This is a genomic window from Bradyrhizobium ottawaense (assembly GCF_900099825.1).
GTDB classification, from domain to species: Bacteria; Pseudomonadota; Alphaproteobacteria; order Rhizobiales; family Xanthobacteraceae; genus Bradyrhizobium; species Bradyrhizobium ottawaense_A.
Map to the genome: position 1 here is coordinate 4,320,635 of NZ_LT629693.1, position 18,556 is coordinate 4,339,190.

Genomic DNA, 18,556 nt, shown 5'->3' on the forward strand with positions numbered 1-18,556 from the left:
CGCCGGTCATGTCACCGGTCCTGGCGCAGGATGCGCCGAACCTGAAGAAAGACATGGTCGGCCAGTGGGAGCTGGCGACCACCGAGCGCAGCAAGACCTGCGTCGTCACGCTGAAGGGCGATGCGGCGCCACAGGGACTTAAGCTGGAATTGGAGCCCGGCTGTGCGGCGGCGCTGCCGTTTACCAAGGATATCACTTCCTGGAACATCAAGGGGCTGGGCGACATCGTGCGGCTGCAGGACGCCGCCGGCCAGCCGGTGATCGATTTCACCGAGGTCGAGAGCGGCATCTTCGAAGGATTGCGCACCAACGAGGGCGTCTACATCCTGCAGAATCTTGCCGCCGCCCGCTCGCTCGCCAAATCGATGGACCAGATGATCGGCGACTGGTCGATGGTGCGCGGCAACGGCCAGGCGGTTTGCGGCCTGACGCTGACCAACACCGAGGCCGGGCAGGATAATTTCCAGGTCTTTCTGAAGCCGAAATGCGATCCCGCGGTCGCCGCCTTCGCGCCGACCCAGTGGCGGCTCGATCACGGCCAGATGCAGCTGATGTCGTCCAAGGGCGAGACCTGGCAGTTCGAGGCCGACGACAACGCGCAATGGCGGCGGGTGCCCGACAGCGCCGATCCGCTGATCATGATCCGCGGGCAGTAGCGGCAGCCCGGCGATCGCCCCTAGCGGCCGATCGCCCCTGCGACCTGGGACGCAATCTGCTCGGCGAGCATGCGGTAGCCTTCCGGGGTCAGGTGTTGGCCGTCGGGCTGATGCGGCAATCCCCTGAACGTGCCGTTTGCGACCATGATAACCGGGATACCACGGGCGCTCAGCCGGCTCTGGATCTCGGATGTCCGGTCGGGCGAGCCCTTGCGCCGGTCGTTGCCGCCGGGTTGCAGGATGACGGCGCTGGTCCCGTTCGGCACGGCGTGATCGAGCCGCCGCAACATGCCTTCGGTCGTATCGCCGTTGATGCCGGCATTTACGACATGAATGCCGGCGCCCTTGGCTCGCAAAATCGCTTCGAGTTGCGCGGGAAAGGCCTGATTGCGCGCGACCCCCTTGCCATAGGTGTTGCTCGCTCCCAGCGCCACGATCGTCGCGGCATCAGCCGACGCAGGCACGAAACTCGACAGGGCTGCCAGCACTGCAAGCGCCCCCAAAATACCAGGCCGAAGGGTGCGCGATCTCACAGCTTCCTCCCAAGTATTGATCCGGATATCCTATCGGGCCGGTATCCCGGGTTGCAATCAGCTTCACGGGGCCGTTTGAAAGATTCTCAGGTTGCCTGTCGATTTCCAGCGGTTCCGTTCGTCGATCTCAATAGCGAGACAGTTCTGCGGCGATCGTCGCCGTGGCTCGCCTCAACGGGAGTTTTCCGATGCGCTTCATGTATGTCGTTACCTCGTCGCAGCCGATGCGCGGGCCCACGCCGGCCCTGATGGAAGCCATGCACAAGCTGGCCGAGCGCGAGATCAAGGCCGGCCGCATGCTGGACAGTGGCGGGCTGATGCCGGTCTCGATGGGCGCCCAGGTCAAGATATCCGACGGCAAGCTCAGCGTCGTCGACGGCCCGTTCGTCGAGACCAAGGAGATGATCGGCGGCTACGCCATCTTCGAACTGCGCAACAAGGAAGAGGCGCTGGCCGCGGCGCGGGAATTCATGCAGCTGCACCTCGACCATATGCCGGGCTGGGAAGGCACCTGCGAAGTCCGCATGATGGCCTCGCCGGAAGCGGAAATAGCCTGCCAGGCCGATGCCAAGATCGCCTCTTGAGCAGGCGGTCCCGGCAGCGTCGGCGGCGATGACGGCCGCCGACGTCAACAGCACCATCCTCGCCGTCTGGCGGATCGAACAGCCGCGGCTGATCACGGGCCTGTCCCGGATGCTGCGCGACGTGCCGCTGGCCGAGGACCTCACCCAGGAAGCGCTGCTGGCGGCGCTCGAACATTGGCCCAAGACCGGCGTGCCGGACAAGCCCGGCGCGTGGCTGATGGCTTCCGCCAAACGCCGGGCGCTGGATCATCTGCGCCGCCGTCACATGCTAGCGCGCAAGCACGAGATGCTGGTGCGCGACCTGGAGCAGGAGCAGCAGGCGATGCCCGATCCGGACGCGGCGCTGGACGACGATATCGGCGACGAACTGCTTCGGCTGATCTTCACGGCCTGCCATCCAAAGCTGTCGCGCGAGGCCCGCGCGGCGCTGGCGCTGAAGATGATCTGCGGCCTGACGACGGAAGAGATCGCGCGCGCCTTCCTGCTGCCGGAAGCGACGACCGCCCAGCGTATCGTGCGGGCGAAGCGGACGCTCTCGGAATCGGGACTTGCCTATGAGATCCCGCGCGGCGAGGAGCTCTCCGAACGCCTCGCTTCGGTACTGGAGGTTGTCTACCTCATCTTCAACGAAGGCTACGCCGCGGCCCGCGGCGACGAATGGCTGCGGCCGCAGCTCTGCAACGACGCGCTGCGCATGGGCCGCGTGCTCACCTCGATCGCGCCGCAGGAGGCGGAAGCGCACGGCCTGCTGGCGCTGATGGAGTTGAATGCCTCGCGCACGTCGGCACGCACCGACACCGCCGGCGATCCGATCCTGCTGATGGACCAGAACCGCGGGTTGTGGGACCAGCTCCAGATCCGGCGCGGAATGCTGGCGCTGGCGCGGGCGCGCGAACTCGGCGGCGCGGGTGGCTTCTACGCGCTGCAGGCGGCGATCGTCGCCTGTCACGCCACGGCGGGCACATCGGATGAAACCGACTGGCCGCGCATCGTCCAACTTTACACCGAGCTTACCGATCTGGTGCGCTCGCCGATCATAGAACTCAACCGCGCGGTGGCGGTCGGCATGGCCGAGGGACCGGCGGTGGCGCTGGCGATGGTCGAGAAACTGGCGCACGAGCCCGCGCTGAAAGCCTATCATCTGCTGCCAGGCGTGCGCGGCGATCTGCTCTGCAAACTCGGCCGCTTCGAAGATGCGCGCGCGGCGTTCGCGGCCGCGGCCGAACTCGCGGGCAACCGCCGCGAACGCGATCTGATGCTTCGGCGCGCCGCTGAAGCTGCCGGTGCAACCGAGATCTGACGATTACGCCAGCGATGGAGGCACATATGACGTGCTACACGGGTGGTTGCTGCTGCGGCAAGGTCCGTTACGAGATCGCGGCCGCGCCTATTCGAGGCTTCCAGTGCCAATGCCGTGACTGCCAAAGGGATACCGGCTCCGGACATGCTTCGGTCATGGTGTTCCCGCGAGCCGCTCTTGGTGTCACGGGTATCGTGACCGAGACATTGCGGACCGCGGATTCCGGCGAGCAGAAACTGAAAGGGTTTTGCGGATCCTGCGGCTCGCCGCTTTACAACAAGCCGCTATCCAAGCCTGACATGCTGGGCGTCTATGTCGGCACGCTCGACGATCCCTCCGATTTCAAGCCGGAGTTGGTGATGTTCGCATCCCGGGGGCACGCCTGGGATCATCTGGATCCAGCCCTGCCCAAAATCCCGAACATGCGGCCGTCAAAATTGTCGCCGCCGTGGACGCGCGGCTGAAGCGACCAGCGGCGCGTTACCATCAGGAATTCAGATGAACCGGAACTGGGACCGCTCGCGCTTGGCGAGCTTGGGAATCGCCTGACCGACGATGATGTTCTTGAAGTGGTCGGTCTGCTGGTGATCGGCGAATGCCGATTCACCCGCGAATACCTCGTAGAAAAAGAATTCCCTCGGCTTTGCGATGTTCTGGTGGATCTGGAATTCCCTGACGCCGGGTTCGCGCTGCGCCCGCGGCAAGAAATCCTGCAGCAGTGCCGCGACCGCGCCTTCCTCACCCGAATGGACCTCCCAGAAGGCGGTGACGACCAGGTTCTGGTTTGCGTTGTTGATGGCTGTCATGGTGTTCTCCCGTGAAACCGCGCCGGCCGGTTTCGACCGCCGGCTGAGCGAAGCATGCCCGTTTCCTGACAACAATGCTTCGGCAGCGGTCGAACTGTCATATGCGCCGCTCGCCATCAGGCGAGCGCAACGAAATCGTGCGTACCAATCCCCTGCAAAACGAGGAACACGGCAGAGGTGTCGCCAGCGTTGGTGACAAGATGTGGACGTCCCGGACGAACAGCGTAGGTTTGACCCGCTGTCAGGCACACCTGCTCTTCAGGCTCACGTGTGGAAATACGTATCGTTCCATCTATCACGTAGAACGTGTCCTGCACTTCGCTGTGGTAATGCCATGGTATCTTTTGCGTCGGGCCTATCTGCAACTCGGCGATGCGAAAGCCTGGCCGAGCGGCGTAGTGCACGCGACGTTCAACCTCGTAGCTCCGGCTGACGTCCGTTATCGGTTGCATATCGGCTCTCTCCAGTTCTGCGGAATATGGCTGTTTGCCGTTAGTTTGCGGATCTGTGGCGTCCGAGCCGCGGTAGGGGGCTGGTCTCACTCCGGCATGATGTTGCCCGCCGAGATCACCTTGGCCCACTTTTCGGTTTCGGCGGCGATGAGCTTGCCGAAGTCGGCGGGCGAGAGCGCAAGCACCGTGCCGCCGAGGTCGGCAAACCGCGCCTTGAACGTGGGATCGGCGAGAGCCCTGTTGATCTCCTTGTTGAGCTTGTCGATGATCCCGGCCGGCGTGTTCCTGGGCGCGCCGAGGCCAAATACCGTGCTCGCCTCGTAGCCCGGGACAAATTCGCCCACGGTCGGGATATCCGGCAGAGCCTCCGCGCGCGTTGCGGTGGTCACGGCCAAGGGGCGCAGCGCGCCCGCCCTGATGTACTCTATCAAGCCGGTCACGGTGCCGAAGTAGACTTGCACCTCTCCGGCGAGCAGCGCGGTCAGCGCGGGTGCCCCGCCGCGATACGGCACGTGAACCATGTCGACGCGAGCCATCATCTTGAACAGTTCGCCGGTCACGTGAGGTCCGCTCCCGTTGCCGGCCGACGCCATGTTGATCTGGCCTGGATTGGCCTTGGCATAGGCGATGAACTCGGGAACGGTCCTGGCTGGAAACGACGGATGCACCACCATGACGCTGGCCTCGCGGCTGATGCTCGCGACCGGCGCGATGTCGTGGATGAAATTGAAGTTGAGCTTTTCATAGAACGTCGCGTTGATGACGTTCGCCGCATTCACCAGCAGCAGCGTATAGCCGTCCGCAGGCGCGCTGACGACTGCCCGAGTGGCGATACCGGCGCCGGCGCCCGGCCGGTTTTCGATGACGAATGGTTGGCCGAGCCGCTCCGAGAGCCATTGACCGATCAAGCGCGCGACAATGTCGGTCGTACCGCCTGGCGCAAGGCCGACGACGATGCGTACCGGCTGCGTCGGATAGGTTTGCGCCCAGGCGAAGCGCGATACGGCCGGGAGCGCGGCAGCCCCCGCTACCAGATGCAAGAACTGACGGCGCGGAAGCCTCATGGCGTCCTTCTTTCGTTCCGGACTTGCGAGACGCACGGTCCCGGGTCGACGGCGAAGATACGTGGATGCCGCTATCCATGTATAATGCTATGTTTCGATACGGGTATATCGGTCTTGCAATGGGTGCCGAAATGCAATTGAGCGATCGCATCGGACTCCGGATGAAGCTGCACGACCTCCATGTCCTGATGGCTGTCGTGCAGGCCGGTAGTATGAGCAAGGCCGCCGCGCTCCTCAACACGACCTAGCCCGCCATTTCCAGATCAATCGCGGAATTGGAACGTATGATTGGCGTGCGGCTGCTCGACCGCAACCCGCAGGGCGTCGAGCCGACCGAGTACGGCCGCGCCTTGCTTGATGGCGGCGTGGCTGTGTTCGACGGCCTGCGCCAGGCGGCGAAGAACATCGAGTTCCTCGCCGACCCTGCCGCTGGGGAAGTGCGGGTCGGATGTACCCCATTGCTGGCGGCGAGCTTTGTTTCGACTCTCGTCGATCGGCTCTCGCAGCGATATCCGCGCATCGGATTTCACGTCGTGACCGGATATGTGGAGCCGCTGCACCGCGAACTGATCGAGCGTAACGTCGATCTCCTGATGGTATGGAGATTCGGTAGCGTTGTGGACGAGCGCCTGGATTTCGAAGTTCTGTTCGATGACTCATGTGTCGTGGCGACGGGCGCGCAGAATCCGTGGGCTCGGCGGCGCCGGGTCGGGCTTGCCGAGTTGGCGAACGAATCATGGGTGCTGCCACCGCCGGGAAGCTGGATTGGGTCGGTGGCAAGGGAAGCCTTTCGCGCCGGCGGGCTCGATTATCCCCGTGCGACTGTGGTCACCGATTCTCCCCAGATGCGGATCAGTCTCCTGGAGACCGGGCGCTTCGTCACGATTTTCCCGGCGTCCGCCGTCAAATTTCCTGCCGTTCGCCCGGAGATCAAGGTCCTGCCCGTCGAACTGCCAATGGCTCGTCTGGCAAACGGAATCGTCACCCTGAAGAACCGCACACTCAGCCCGGTCGCGCAACTTTTCATCGAATGCGCCCGCGAAGTCGCAAAGCCGCTGGCGAAGCGAAAATGATGGATGCCATTTTCAAATCAGCTTCATCCCCTTCAGGCTCGCATGCCCGTTCTTGCCGACGATGATGTGGTCGTGCACGGAGATGCCGAGCGGGGCGGCGATGTCGACGATCGCGCGGGTCATCTGGATGTCGGCCTGCGACGGCGTCGGATCGCCGCTGGGATGGTTGTGCACCAGGATCAGCGCGGTCGCGGACAATTCCAGCGCGCGCTTGATGACCTCGCGCGGATAGACCGGCGTGTGGTCGACGGTAGTTGATTGCGCTTGTCGAGGAACAGCAGGCGAAACTGCTCCTTGTCGGCGAACGCCATGCCGGTCCGGATATAGTCGATCAGGTCGTTCCAGGATGACAGCGCGATGCTTCGTTTGATCTCGCCCTTGGCGACCCGGGCGGCCGACGCGGCGAGCACCTTGATCTGGTGGATCGAGGCCTCGCCGATGCCTTCGACTTCGCGCAAGCGCGCCACCGGCGCATGAATGACTTCGGCGAACGAGCCGAATTTCTTCAGCAGCGCTTTGGCCAGCGGCTTGGTATCGCGCCGGGGCAGGGCCGGGAACAGCGCCATTTCCAACAGTTCGTAATCGCTGAGCGCCTCCGGCCCGGCGCCGTAGAAGCGCTCGCGCAGCCGCTCGCGATGGCCGTGATAATGCGGCGTCTCGGCGGATGGATCGGGCTTGTCGCTGGTCTTGGCGGGCATCGGCAGGGAGCATGCCGTGCCGGCCAGCTTTTGCAATCACGAATTGCGGGGCTCGCGCCGCGAAATCAGGCAGCCGGCGGCTTCTCGCCATGGCGTTGCGACAGCGTGAAGATCTCGACACCGGTCGGGGTCACGCCGACCGAATGCTCGAACTGCGCCGACAGCGAGCGGTCGCGGGTCACGGCGGTCCAGCCGTCGGACAGGATCTTCACATGCGGCTTGCCGAGATTGATCATCGGCTCGATGGTGAAGAACATGCCGGGCTTCAGGGCGACGCCTTCGCCGGGCCGGCCGATATGGATGATATTCGGCTCGTCGTGGAACATGCGCCCGAGGCCATGGCCGCAGAAATCGCGCACCACGCTCATGCCTTGCGGTTCGACGAAACTCTGGATGGCGTGGCCGATGTCGCCGGTGGTGGCGCCGGGCTTGACGGCGGCGATGCCGCGCATCATCGCCTCATAGGTGACTTCGATCAGCCGCTCCGCCTTGCGGGCGATCGGCCCGATCACATACATCCGGCTGGAATCGCCGTACCAGCCGTCGACGATGAAGGTGACGTCGACATTGACGACGTCGCCTTCCTTCAGCGCGCGGTCGCCGGGCATGCCGTGGCAGACCACGTGATTGATCGAGGTGCAGGTCGAATAGCGGTAGCCGCGATACATCAGCGTCGCCGGATAGGCGCCGTGGCTGAAGGCGAAGTTGCGGACGAATTCGTCGATCGCCGAGGTCGGGATGCCTTCCTGCACGAGGTCGGTAAGCTCGTCGAGGCATTTGGCGACCAGCGCGCCTGCCTTGCGCATGCCGGCAAACGCACCGGGCCCGTGCAGCTTGATCTGGCCGGTTTTTCGCAAGGAGGTGTCTGTCGCTTCGATATAGCTCATGGGCGGGTCATGCTTCGGCGGTCAAGGGCAGGGTAATGGGCTGATTTGCCGCCTAATTTAATGATCGGAACGGTCAGCGCAAGCCAAGGTTGGGGCTTTGGAGGGGTTCAAGATAGCGTTTTCGAGCGAAGTGGGAACCGGTTCGCATAGTAATCAAGTTTGCGCAGATTACGTAGACTTATCTGCGGTAGAAAACGCGTCAAAACAAAAAGCATCTAGCCGGAAGCCTCCACCACCACGGTCTCGACCGGCAGCGCGCCGCCACGGACCCGGATTTCCCGCACCGGGTAGGGCACCCGGATGCCCTCGCGCTTGAACACGTCCCACAGCGCCAGCATCACGTCGCTCTTCACATTGTCCATGCCGTCGGGGTCGGCGATCCAGAAGGTCAGGGAAAACTTCATCCCGGCCTCGGCGAATTCGGTCAGGATGCAGTTCGGCGGCTTGTTCTTGATGGCGCGCGGGGCGCTCGCGGCGATCTCGATCGCCAGCTTGCAGACCAGCCTTGGTTCGGCGTCGTAATTGGTGCTGAAAAGCACCTTCACCAGCGTGTTCTTGTCGGTGTAGGTCCAGTTCACGACCTTCTGCGTCACCAGATCCTCGTTCGGGATCAGGAACTCGCGGCCGTCGCCGGCGGCGACCGAGATATAGCGCGTCTTCATCGCGCTGATGCGGCCCTGACTGTCACCGATGGTGACGAGGTCGCCGGGCTTCACCGATTTGTCGACCAAAAGGATCAGGCCCGAGATGAAATTGGCGACGATCTTCTGCAGGCCGAAACCGATGCCGACGCCGGCCGCGCCGGTGAATACCGCCAGCGCCGAGAGGTTGATGCCGACCGCGCTGACCGCGATCGCCACCGCGAAGACCATCAGCCCCATCCGAATCATCTTGATCAGCAGCACCTGGATCGACGGCGTCAGGTCGGTCGAGCGGTTGATCCGGCTCTCGGCAAAGTTGCTGGCAATGTTGGTCAGCCACAGCGCCACGATCAGCAGCGCGCCGAGCTTGATCAGAACCAGGGGCGTCAGCCGCAGCCCGCCGAGCACGATCGACACCTGGTCCGCGTCCAGCAACTCGACGGTCGGCCCGAGCTCGCCGAGGATGCTCAGTGCCGCGATCAGCCAGGCCGACACCGACACCACGCGGACGATGAAGGCATTACGGATGACGGAGGTAATGAGCCGGATCACCAGCCAGGCCAGCGCCAGCTTGGCGGCGACGGCGAGCAGGTAACTGCGGCTCGGCCAGGTCGAATGATACATCGTGATGCGCGCCGCGATCACCAGTATCGCGAACACGACGGTCGACGCGCTGCCGACCAGTACGTGGGCAAGCCGCCGCAACGGCAGCGGCCACTTCATCGCCACCGACGACAGGTCGACGCGCGCGCGAATAGCTGCGTCCGCCGCAAAGGCAATGCCGAAAGCGGCCAGGATCAGGCCGAACTGCAGATAGAACCAGGGCGAGGTAATCTCCGCGCCCAGCGACCGCGCGGTCGCGTGCAGAAACTCGATGACGTCCTTCAGGTCCATATCCATTCGCGAAATCTCATGTCTTGTAGAGTAACGTGGCCGCATCCTTCGAGACGCCGCTGCGCGGCTCCTCAGGATGAGGAGATAGACTGACCCCTCATGGTGAGGAGCGCGGCTTGCCGCGCGTCTCGAACCATGAGACCGACGAACGCAGGCCAGCCATTGGCTCCTCCGATTCGAGTGGCCGGTAGATTCTCACAGCCAGGACGTCGGCGCCATCGATACGACATGCCGGCAGTGTGAGTTAGGCCGGTAAATCGGGCACATTGCCGCTCCTGCCATAAAATGGGTTGGCGTCGAAGTGTGGCAACGATAAGGATGCAATTGCAAGTATTTGCAATGATTTGCGAGACCCCGAGAACTCCGAGAATCTAAGGGATTTGTGAGAATTCATGGCGTCACTGGACTCGGTCAGCGTAGCGGTCTTTCTCGGCGCCATTCTGGTGATGGCCGGGATCCTGTCGAGCCTGCTCGCGCTGCGCTTCGGCGCGCCACTGCTGCTGGTATTCTTGCTGATCGGCATGCTGGCGGGCGATTCCGGCCCCGGCCACCTGCAGTTCGACGACGTCCGCACCACCTATCTGGTGGGATCGGTGGCGCTGGCCCTGATCCTGTTCGATGGCGGCCTGAAAACCCGGTTTCAGAGCATCCGCACCGTGCTGGCGCCGTCGATGGTGCTGGCGACGGGTGGCGTGCTGCTGACCGCGCTGATCACGGCGCCGGTCGCCAAATATGCGCTCGATCTGAACTGGACCGAAGCGGCGCTGCTCGGCGCGGTCGTGGCGTCCACCGATGCCGCGGCGGTGTTCCTGCTGGTGCACACCCAGGGCCTGCGGCTGCGCCCCCGCGTCGGCGCGACATTGGAGGCCGAATCCGGCACCAACGATCCGTTCGCCATCTTCCTGACCCTGATGCTGGTCGAATACATTTCGAGCGGCGAAACCTCGCTCGCGCATATTGCGCTGGAATTTGCCCGCGAAGCCCTGCTGGGCGCGGTCGTGGGGGTGATCGGCGGGCGCCTCGTCGTGCTGGCGCTCAATCGCGTGGCGTTGCCGCAGGGATTGCATGCGCCCTTTGTCACGACGGCGGCGCTGGTGATTTTCGGCGCCGCGCAGATCGCGCATGCGTCGGGCTTTCTCGCGGTCTATCTCGCCGGCATCATCATCGGCAACCGGCCGACGCGGGCGCATAATTCGGTGGTGACGTTCCTCGACGCCGCGACCTGGCTGGCGCAGATCGTGATGTTCGTCCTGCTCGGGCTGCTGGTGTCGCCGCATCGCCTGCTGAGCAGCGTCGGCGCGGCGGTGATTGTCGCGTTCGCGCTGATGCTGGTTGCCCGTCCGGTCGCTGTTTTCCTGTGTCTCGCCCCGTTCAAGTTCAACTGGCGGGAAAAGGTCTTCATCGCCTGGACCGGCCTGCGCGGGGCGGTCGCGATCTTCCTGGCCTCGATCCCGATGCTGATCGGGTTGTCGAAAGCCTATCTCTATTTCGACGTCGCCTTTGTCGTCGTCATCATCTCGCTGTTGCTGCAGGGCTGGACGCTGGCGCCGGCGGCGCGGCGCCTGCATGTGGCGCTGCCGCGCGCCGAGCGCGGGCCGCGGCGTGTCGAACTGGATCTGCCGGGCCAGCTCGAGCAGCAATTGGTCGGTTACCCCGTGCGGGCCAAAAGCCTGTATTTCCGGCGAGGGCTTATTCCGTCCTGGTCGAAGCCGACATTGGTGATCCGCGACCAGCGGATCCTGACGCCCGTCGAGGCCGATCCGGTGGCCGCCGGTGACTACATCTATCTGCTCGCGCCTCCGGAAAAGGCCGGGGCGCTGGATCGATTCTTTGTCGACATGCCTCCGAGCACGGCGCCCGATCCGCATCTGCTCGGCGATTTCGTGGTCCTGGGCGAGCACACGCTCGGCGAACTGGCCGAGATCTACGGCGTCGCCGTCCCTGAAGAACAGGCCAACCTGACGCTATCGGACTATTTCGACATTCATCTCGACCACGCACCGAAGGAAGGCGCCGAACTGGCGCTGGATTCCATCGTCCTGGTGGCGCGCAGCATCGGCGGCGGCCGGGTCAACGTCGTCGGCCTCCGCCTGCCCGAGGATGAGGAAGAGACCATGCCGCTGACGCGCGCGCAAAAGTTCAAGCGCAAGCTTGCGGAGATCTGGTCGTCGGTCGCGGGGGTTTAGGGCGGATATCTGCCGCCGGAACCTCTCAAGGTTTTTCGACGCGGTTGCCCCACGCAGCGAATGCATTTGAATTTAATCGGGCGCAATATGGCCCGGTCAAACCGGGCATGTCAGATGCATTGGCGCCTAGGATCTCAGTTCCCGAATGCGATGTTTTGGCCGGCTCTTGCTGCAGCTTCCGCGGGCGAAATTGCCTCGTTCATGTCGGAGCAAATTCTGATGCTCTCGGGCGACGTCGGTGCCGACAGCGCGTCTCAAGAGCCGGAAGGGGCGACGCCGGGTACGATCACACTCGAGTTGAATTCCGTACGTCTTCGGGATTTCACGAGCGGGGCGAATGGCACCCCCGTTCTCCTCTGTACGCCGCTTGCACTGCATGGAGCGGTTCTCGTCGACCTCGTGGCGGGCCACAGCCTCGTTGCCGCTCTTCGATCAGCCGGCATTGACCGGCTGCTGGCAGTCGAATGGCGTTCGGCGAGCGCTGACATGCAGTTTCGTGGAATCGACGACTATCTGGCCGATCTCAACGTTTTGGTCGATCATGTCGATGGATTGGTCGATCTGGTGGGGCTTTGTCAGGGCGGCTGGCTATCCTTGCTGTATGCGGCCCGTTTCCCTGACAAGGTACGCAAGCTCGTCCTGGCAGGAGCGCCGGTCGACATCGCCGCCGAGCAATCCGGATTGTCGGCCATGGCCGACGCAACGCCGCTGGCCGTTTTCCAGGGACTGGTGAGGATGGGCGGCGGTCGCGCGATCGGCCGCCATATTTCGAGGCTGTGGGGCGCTGACAGGCCTGACGCACACGAGACCCACCGATCACGGCAGACGCTTGCACCGGTTGGCTCACCGGAGTTCGCGCGGCTCGAAGCTACCTTCAACAATTGGAATTCATGGACGCTCGATCTGGCCGGAGGCTATTATCTCGAGGTAGTCGAGAAATTGTACAAGCGTAACGAACTGGCGACCGGTGAATTCGTTGCCCTGGGGCAAAAGATTGACCTCTCGCATCTGCGGCTTCCGATCTTTCTTCTTGCCGGGAATGTCGACGCGGTGGTCGCCCCTCAGCAACTATTCGCGTTGGCGCGACTTGCCGGGACGCCCTCTGAGAGCATTCACTGTGAGCTGGCACCAAGCGATCATCTCGGTCTCTTCATCGGCAGACTGGTTCTCGAAGAGTACTGGCCCAGGATTGCACGCTGGATAAAGCAGGAGCCGCTGTCGCCGGGTAGCGCGTAGCAACCACTAAGAAGCAGGCGTTGTCGCCGCCTTGAGCCGCGGATGGGTGTCGTCCCAAATTGCGGTGACAGTGCACTTAACTCGCGGTGAGTTAAGTGCACTGTCACCGTAATCTATCGCTTTCACAGTTGGGGGACAGTGGAAATGTTCCGCACCACGTAACGGTAACGAACTTCCCATTTGCCTAAAATTGTCCCTCGCGCTTAGATTGCGCGAGGGAGATTTTACGTGCCAGGTACACCAAACGATTTACGACCTCTCGCGGATATTGCTGCGAATAATGCGTCGTCCGATGAAGTCGCAAAGATCGCGATTCAAGATACCGCCAGATATCAGGAACAACTCCTAAAGCTGATCTTTTTTCACGACGAAAAAGGGCACAAGGTTCTGTCGATCTATGTGACCGTGATCGCTGCTATCGTGACCGGTTGCTTTGCGCTGAATCAAGTTGGCAAATTTGACCTTTACGCAAAATTGTTTCTCGGAGGAAACGCAGTCACTTTCCTATTGGGCTGTGTATGGGCTTACATCACCGCTTGGAAAGCTCCAATCTACATACCCGGCAGAAAACCTGATTTCTGGATTTGGGCCCTAGAGAATGAGCAGACCGTTCGCGAATCGACTCTCGCCTATCTAAATCAATCCATTGATGTGGTTAGTTTCAACGAGAAACTAAACGATCGTTCATCAAGCCGGCTCAGCAAGGCCTACTCCTGCGGACTGGCTGCGCCACTTGTGGGTGGCGCGCTGGTTTGGCTCGCCTATTGGGGTGGCCTTTAGGGCCTTTGGGGCGGCGTAGGCGCGGGAGGCCTCGGCATCCCACCCTTCTGAAGAGTGGTCGGCGGCGGCGGCGGCGGCGGTGGCCTATTGCTCGACATAGCTTCCTCCAAATCTGAGGCGATTTTGCTGATCCTATCACGCCGAACTAACAATGGGAACTCAATCAGTTTGACGCTCTCGCTCGCACGCGGCGGTTGTCAAACATAACTCTAATGCGATAGCCGACGAACAAGTCCACTAGGCCACTGCCAATCCGGCCACGAACCGAACGCCGACTGCCCGACGGGCAAATCACCCCAGATGTTGGTCAAGCAGCCGTAGAGAAAATAATCCCCTTGGCGATCAGGTGGAATCAAACTTACAAATTCCGCATCCCGTCCCGCCAGAAGGGCGTTGGCCATCGTCGCAAACGAGGGGCGGGGAGCGGTGGGCGCGGCAGCGCGCGAGACGAACGGGCTGCAGCGTACGGTGAAGTCGTGTGGGCCTGACGCCCCGGTGCTGGCGTCAAGTTTCGCAGAGCGATCTGCAAATGACGGTGGCAAGAAAGCCGGTCACCGGGGCGAACGCGTATAAGCCGTAAAGCCATTGCGCAGGGAAGGCCGGGTGTTCTCCGCTGAACCTGTATGCTCGTGTGCATATTTCTTCGCATCTATCGCACGCAAGACCGCGGGTGCAGCGCGCGCCCGGTCTTCCCTGCGCCCTCTGTATTTCGGGGGCAAGTTTTCGGCAAAACTTCGGGCGCATCGCGCCGCGAGAACGAGAAACTGCATCCATTTTCGTAGCCCGGATGAGCGAAGCGACATCCGGGGTCACGCCGGCACCGCCCCGGATATCGCTTCGCTCATCCGGGTTCGATGCTTCGCATCGCCCCGAATGCCGCTGTGGAGGGCCGGGTTGCCATTTCCGCTGTTGAGCAAACCGCGGACTATCACTAGCTTAGCCAAGAGGTCGCCCGGCGGCCCAACGGTGGAAACGCAGGAGAGACAGCAAATGTCCGGCCCCCTCGACGACCAGCTCGGCTTCGCGCCCGATTACGATGCTCCGGTGCCCTACATGCAGCGGACCCGCGACTATTACACCGCGATCGGCTACACCACGCCCTATCGCTGGGCGCACTATATCGATGCGCCGTTCCAGCCGTTGAAGAAGCCGCTGGCCCAGTCGCGCGTCACCATCGTCACCACGGCGGCCCAATATGACCCGGCCAAGGGCGATCAGGGCCCCGGTGCGGCCTATAACGGCGGCGCCAAATTCTACCAGGTCTATGACGGCGATACGTCGAAGCAGCACGATCTGCGCATCTCGCATATCGGCTACGACCGCAAGCACACCTCAGCGACCGACAGCGGCACCTGGTTTCCGCTGCCGCAGCTCCTGAAGGCGAAAGCCGCGGGGCGGATCGGCGAGGTCGCGCCGCGCTTTTTCGGCGCGCCGACCAATCGCAGCCATCGCGTCACCATCGATACCGATGCGCCTGACATCTTCGCCCGCTGCCTCGCCGACAAGGTCGATGTCGCGGTGATCGTGCCGAACTGCCCGGTCTGCCATCAGACCTCCGCGCTGGTGGCGCGGCATCTCGAAGCCAACGGCATTGCCACCGTCGTGATGGGCTGCGCCAAGGACATCGTCGAACACGCCGCCGTGCCGCGCTTCCTGTTCAACGATTTCCCGCTCGGCAATTCCGCCGGCAAGCCGCATGACCTCGAGTCGCAGGCGCTGACGCTCGAGCTGGCGCTGGGACTGCTGGAGTCCGCGTCCGGCGCGCGCACCACGATGCAGTCGCCGCTGCGCTGGAGCGAGGATGCCTCCTGGAAGCTCGACTACAACAACGTTGCGCAGATGAGCCCGGAAGAACTGGCGCGGCGCCGGGCCGAGTTCGACAAGCAGAAAGAGATCGCGCGCGGCAACCGCGCGGCGTGAGGCGGCTCCTTTCCTTCTCCCATCGAAGTCGGATTTATCCGACTTCGACATATTCATATGCCCAACTCGGGTATACCCGAGTTGGGATGGGAGAAGGTGGCAGCCGAAGGCTGCCGGATGAGCGGTCTCTTACCGCGCATTCAGTGTCAGCGGAGACAAACCCCTCACCCGTCTCAATCGCGCGACGCGCGATTGATCCATCCTCTCCCACAAGGGGAGAGGGAAAAAGAAAATCAGGAGGACTGCGTGACCCGACCGTTCGAAGGCGTGAAGATTCTCGACTTCACGCAGGTGCTGGCCGGCCCCTATGCGAGCTACCAGCTCGCTTTGCTCGGCGCTGACGTCATCAAGGTGGAGCGGCGCGAGGGCGAGGACATGCGCCGCACGCCGCTGAGCCGCGAATGGGCCGACCGTGGCCTCGCGCCGGGTTGGCAGGCGATCAACGGCAACAAGCGCAGCCTGACGCTCGACCTGCAAAAGCCGGAGGCCATCACCATCGTCAAGCAATTGGCTGAGCAGGCCGACGTGGTGATGGAGAATTTTCGCCCCGGCGTGATGGACAAGCTCGGCATCGGCTACAAAGCACTTTCGGCGATCAATCCGCGGCTGATCTATTGCGCGATCTCGGGCTTCGGCCAGACCGGTCCTGAACGCTCGGGCGCGGGCTATGACGGCAAGATCCAGGCGCTGTCCGGGATCATGTCGATCACCGGCCACGAAGAGACCGGACCGACCCGCGCGGGCTTTGCGGTCTGCGACGTGCTGTCAGGTGCAACGGCGGCGTTCGGCGTTTCGAGCGCGCTGTTCCAGCGCACCCACACCGGCAAGGGGCAAATGGTCGACGTCTCCATGCTGGAGGCGACGCTGGCGTTCCTGTCCGGTCAGGTGGCGGATTACTCGGTCGCCGGCCATCGCCAGCAACTGTCCGGCAATCAGGCCGTCAGCCGCCGGCCGACGGCCAACCTGTTTAAGGCAGGAAGCGGCTACCTCCTGCTCGCCGTCAACAGCGAGAAGCAATACCGCGCGCTGATGACCGCGCTCGGCCGCGCCGACGCGCTGGACGACCCGCGCTTTGCCGACTGGTTCGCCCGCCAGGAAAACGAGCCCGCGCTGCGGGCCATTATCGAGGAAGCGCTTGCGAAGAAAGACCCGCGCGAGTGGGAAAAGATCCTGGATGCCGCGGGCGCACCCTGCGCCAGCATCTGGAAGGTCGAGGAAGTGATCGATCACCCGCAAATCGCCGCGCGCGGCGCCATCCAGGAGATCGATACGCCCTACGGCCGGCTGCGGTTCGCCGGCAGCGGCTTTCAGCTAGCCCATGGCGGCGGCCGGCTCGAGCGCATGGCGCCGGCGCTCAGCGCCCACACCGAGGAGGTGCTGGCCTCGCTCGGCTATGATAAGAGCGCGATCGCGGACCTGCGCGCGCGTGAAATTGTCTAGGTGAGGCGCGAAAATCACGGTACCGGTCGACGCTTGCTGCGGAGACGCGCGCCATGACGACGATCGGTAGTGCCGAAGCGCCAGCGGCGGATGTTGCCGTCGCGCCCGCGGTCCTGTCGAGCCAGGAACGGCGGAAAATCATTCTCTATCTCGGCATCCTGATCGTCCTGCTGGCCTTCGGCAGTCCCGCCGGAGGCCTGATCGATATTCCGATCAGCTTCCTGTTGAAGAACAAGCTGCATCTGCAGGCCCATGAGGTCGCCGGTTTCCGGCTCATGTCAGCGATCCCGCTCTACCTCGCCTTCGCGTTCGGCTTCATCCGCGACATCTGGAATCCGTTCGGGATGCGGGACCGCGGATTCATGCTGCTGTTCGGCGGCATCAGCGCGCTGCTCTATGTGTTTTTCGCCTTCACCCCGATCAGCTACCTGACGCTGCTGGTCGCGGTGATCGTTCTCACCGTCTCGTTCCTGTTCGTCTCCAGCGCCCAGAACGGACTGACGGCCGTGATCGGCCAGCAGCATGCGATGACCGGGCAGATCAGCGCGGCGTGGAACGTGTTCCTGTCGATCCCGACCTTCGCCGCCTTGCTCGCTGGCGGCGCGCTCAGCGGCCTGCTCGAAGACAGAGGCTCCGATCAGGCCGTCCGCATCCTGTTTCTCGTCGGCGCCGCGATCATGCTGACCGTCGCCGCTTACGCGCTATGGCGGCCGGGCGACGTGTACGACAATGTCCGCATCGAATACGGGGACGACCGGCATCCGATCGAGGACCTCAAGCGGCTGGTGCGGCATTGGCCGATCTATCCGGCAATGCTGATCTGGCTGTTGTGGAATTTCGCGCCGGGCTCAGCGACCCCGCTGCAGTATCACCTGCAGAACACCCTGCATGCCTCGGATGCCCAATGGGGCCAATGGAATGCGATCTTCGCCGCCTCTTTCATTCCGACCTTCATCATCTATGGAATTCTCTGCCGGAAGCTGGCGCTGCAGACGCTGCTGGTGTGGGGCACCGTCATCGCCGTCCCGCAGATGGTGCCGCTATTGTTCATTCACTCGGTGACGGGCGCCCTGATCGCCGCGGTGCCGATCGGGCTGATGGGCGGCATCGCCACCGGCGCCTATCTGGATCTGATCATGCGGTCATGCCCCCGGGGTTTGCAGGGCACGACGCTCATGCTGGCCAGCAGCCTTTATTTCGTGGTCTCGCGGTTTGGCGATCTGCTCGGCACCCACCTCTACGATCATTTCGGCAGCTTTGACGTCTGCGTCATCGCGATCACCGCCGTCTACGCCCTGATGCTTCCGGCCATCCTGCTGGTTCCCAAAGGCCTGATCGCGACCGCGGACGGGCAAATTGTCTGATGCGGGCTCCATGGTGACCATTCGACGCCGGGACCCCGGCTT

18 protein-coding genes and 1 pseudogene are annotated in these 18,556 nt (G+C 63.1%); 12 read left to right on the forward strand and 7 right to left on the reverse strand.

Going from position 1 to position 18,556, the window contains the following annotated elements:
* Window positions 1-8 precede the first annotated feature (8 nt).
* Complete coding sequence (locus BLR13_RS20205; RefSeq protein ID WP_074831303.1) at window positions 9-656, forward strand: AprI/Inh family metalloprotease inhibitor; 648 nt, start codon at window positions 9-11, stop codon at window positions 654-656.
* A gap of 20 nt (window positions 657-676) precedes the next feature.
* Here BLR13_RS20205 and BLR13_RS20210 read toward each other — a convergent pair whose 3' ends face one another.
* Entirely contained in the window at window positions 677-1,189 is a 513-nt protein-coding gene (locus BLR13_RS20210) for a GDSL-type esterase/lipase family protein (protein ID WP_349517539.1), read from the reverse strand.
* A gap of 188 nt (window positions 1,190-1,377) precedes the next feature.
* On the opposite strand from BLR13_RS20210, the gene BLR13_RS20215 reads away from it, so the two are divergent.
* Genes BLR13_RS20215 through BLR13_RS20225 form a run of 3 tightly spaced genes read left to right on the forward strand, consistent with a single transcriptional unit; the run spans window position 1,378 to window position 3,537 of the window.
* Window positions 1,378-1,773 (forward strand): YciI family protein, encoded by a 396-nt coding sequence (locus tag BLR13_RS20215; protein WP_074820227.1) that lies wholly within the window; start codon window positions 1,378-1,380, stop codon window positions 1,771-1,773.
* Between the two features lie 28 nt (window positions 1,774-1,801).
* Complete coding sequence (locus BLR13_RS20220) at window positions 1,802-3,073, forward strand: RNA polymerase sigma factor (protein ID WP_074831300.1); 1,272 nt, start codon at window positions 1,802-1,804, stop codon at window positions 3,071-3,073.
* A gap of 26 nt (window positions 3,074-3,099) precedes the next feature.
* Entirely contained in the window at window positions 3,100-3,537 is a 438-nt protein-coding gene (locus tag BLR13_RS20225; RefSeq protein ID WP_074831299.1) for a GFA family protein, read from the forward strand.
* A 30-nt stretch (window positions 3,538-3,567) separates the two neighbouring features.
* Here the strand turns inward: BLR13_RS20225 and BLR13_RS20230 are convergent, their stop codons facing one another.
* The 3 genes from BLR13_RS20230 to BLR13_RS20240 all read right to left on the reverse strand — a co-directional run bounded on the left by BLR13_RS20230 (window position 3,568) and on the right by BLR13_RS20240 (window position 5,395).
* Window positions 3,568-3,879, reverse strand: a complete 312-nt coding sequence (locus BLR13_RS20230; RefSeq protein WP_074831297.1) for a putative quinol monooxygenase — start codon at window positions 3,877-3,879, stop codon at window positions 3,568-3,570.
* A 116-nt stretch (window positions 3,880-3,995) separates the two neighbouring features.
* Window positions 3,996-4,331: a cupin domain-containing protein gene (locus tag BLR13_RS20235; protein WP_074820225.1), complete on the reverse strand. Its 336-nt coding sequence runs from the start codon at window positions 4,329-4,331 to the stop codon at window positions 3,996-3,998.
* Window positions 4,332-4,417: 86 nt separating this feature from the next.
* Window positions 4,418-5,395, reverse strand: a complete 978-nt coding sequence (locus BLR13_RS20240; protein WP_074820223.1) for a Bug family tripartite tricarboxylate transporter substrate binding protein — start codon at window positions 5,393-5,395, stop codon at window positions 4,418-4,420.
* Window positions 5,396-5,532: 137 nt separating this feature from the next.
* Between BLR13_RS20240 and BLR13_RS41100 the strand changes: the two genes are divergently transcribed.
* Window positions 5,533-5,643, forward strand: coding sequence for a LysR family transcriptional regulator (locus BLR13_RS41100; RefSeq protein WP_143039707.1), 111 nt, complete (start codon window positions 5,533-5,535; stop codon window positions 5,641-5,643).
* Between the two features lie 6 nt (window positions 5,644-5,649).
* A complete protein-coding gene (locus BLR13_RS20245) occupies window positions 5,650-6,468 on the forward strand; it encodes a LysR family transcriptional regulator (RefSeq protein ID WP_283806917.1) in 819 nt (272 codons plus the stop codon).
* A 12-nt stretch (window positions 6,469-6,480) separates the two neighbouring features.
* On the opposite strand, the pseudogene radC reads toward BLR13_RS20245, so the two are convergent.
* From radC to BLR13_RS20260, 3 genes and pseudogenes are all read right to left on the reverse strand, one after another.
* Window positions 6,481-7,166: pseudogene (gene radC, locus BLR13_RS20250) on the reverse strand (RadC family protein).
* Window positions 7,167-7,231: 65 nt separating this feature from the next.
* Window positions 7,232-8,053, reverse strand: a complete 822-nt coding sequence (gene map, locus BLR13_RS20255) for a type I methionyl aminopeptidase (protein ID WP_074820221.1) — start codon at window positions 8,051-8,053, stop codon at window positions 7,232-7,234.
* Window positions 8,054-8,268: 215 nt separating this feature from the next.
* Window positions 8,269-9,594, reverse strand: coding sequence for a mechanosensitive ion channel family protein (locus BLR13_RS20260; protein ID WP_074820219.1), 1,326 nt, complete (start codon window positions 9,592-9,594; stop codon window positions 8,269-8,271).
* A gap of 386 nt (window positions 9,595-9,980) precedes the next feature.
* Here BLR13_RS20260 and BLR13_RS20265 point away from each other — a divergent pair, with 386 nt between their 5' ends.
* The 6 genes from BLR13_RS20265 (at window position 9,981) to BLR13_RS20295 (ending at window position 18,514) form a co-directional block, all read left to right on the forward strand.
* Window positions 9,981-11,774 carry a potassium/proton antiporter gene (locus tag BLR13_RS20265; RefSeq protein WP_074820217.1) on the forward strand — a complete coding sequence of 598 codons (1,794 nt, stop codon included), beginning with the start codon at window positions 9,981-9,983 and terminating at the stop codon, window positions 11,772-11,774.
* 201 nt (window positions 11,775-11,975) lie between these two features.
* Window positions 11,976-13,010: an alpha/beta fold hydrolase gene (locus BLR13_RS20270; protein WP_157793710.1), complete on the forward strand. Its 1,035-nt coding sequence runs from the start codon at window positions 11,976-11,978 to the stop codon at window positions 13,008-13,010.
* Between the two features lie 228 nt (window positions 13,011-13,238).
* Complete coding sequence (locus BLR13_RS20275) at window positions 13,239-13,790, forward strand: hypothetical protein (protein ID WP_074820213.1); 552 nt, start codon at window positions 13,239-13,241, stop codon at window positions 13,788-13,790.
* 990 nt (window positions 13,791-14,780) lie between these two features.
* Entirely contained in the window at window positions 14,781-15,710 is a 930-nt protein-coding gene (locus tag BLR13_RS20285) for a glycine reductase (RefSeq protein WP_074820208.1), read from the forward strand.
* 246 nt (window positions 15,711-15,956) lie between these two features.
* The gene (locus BLR13_RS20290) at window positions 15,957-17,150 is read left to right on the forward strand and encodes a CaiB/BaiF CoA transferase family protein (protein WP_074820207.1); all 1,194 of its coding nucleotides are present in this window, start codon (window positions 15,957-15,959) and stop codon (window positions 17,148-17,150) included.
* A 53-nt stretch (window positions 17,151-17,203) separates the two neighbouring features.
* Window positions 17,204-18,514, forward strand: a complete 1,311-nt coding sequence (locus tag BLR13_RS20295) for an MFS transporter (protein ID WP_079586115.1) — start codon at window positions 17,204-17,206, stop codon at window positions 18,512-18,514.
* Window positions 18,515-18,556 lie beyond the last annotated feature (42 nt).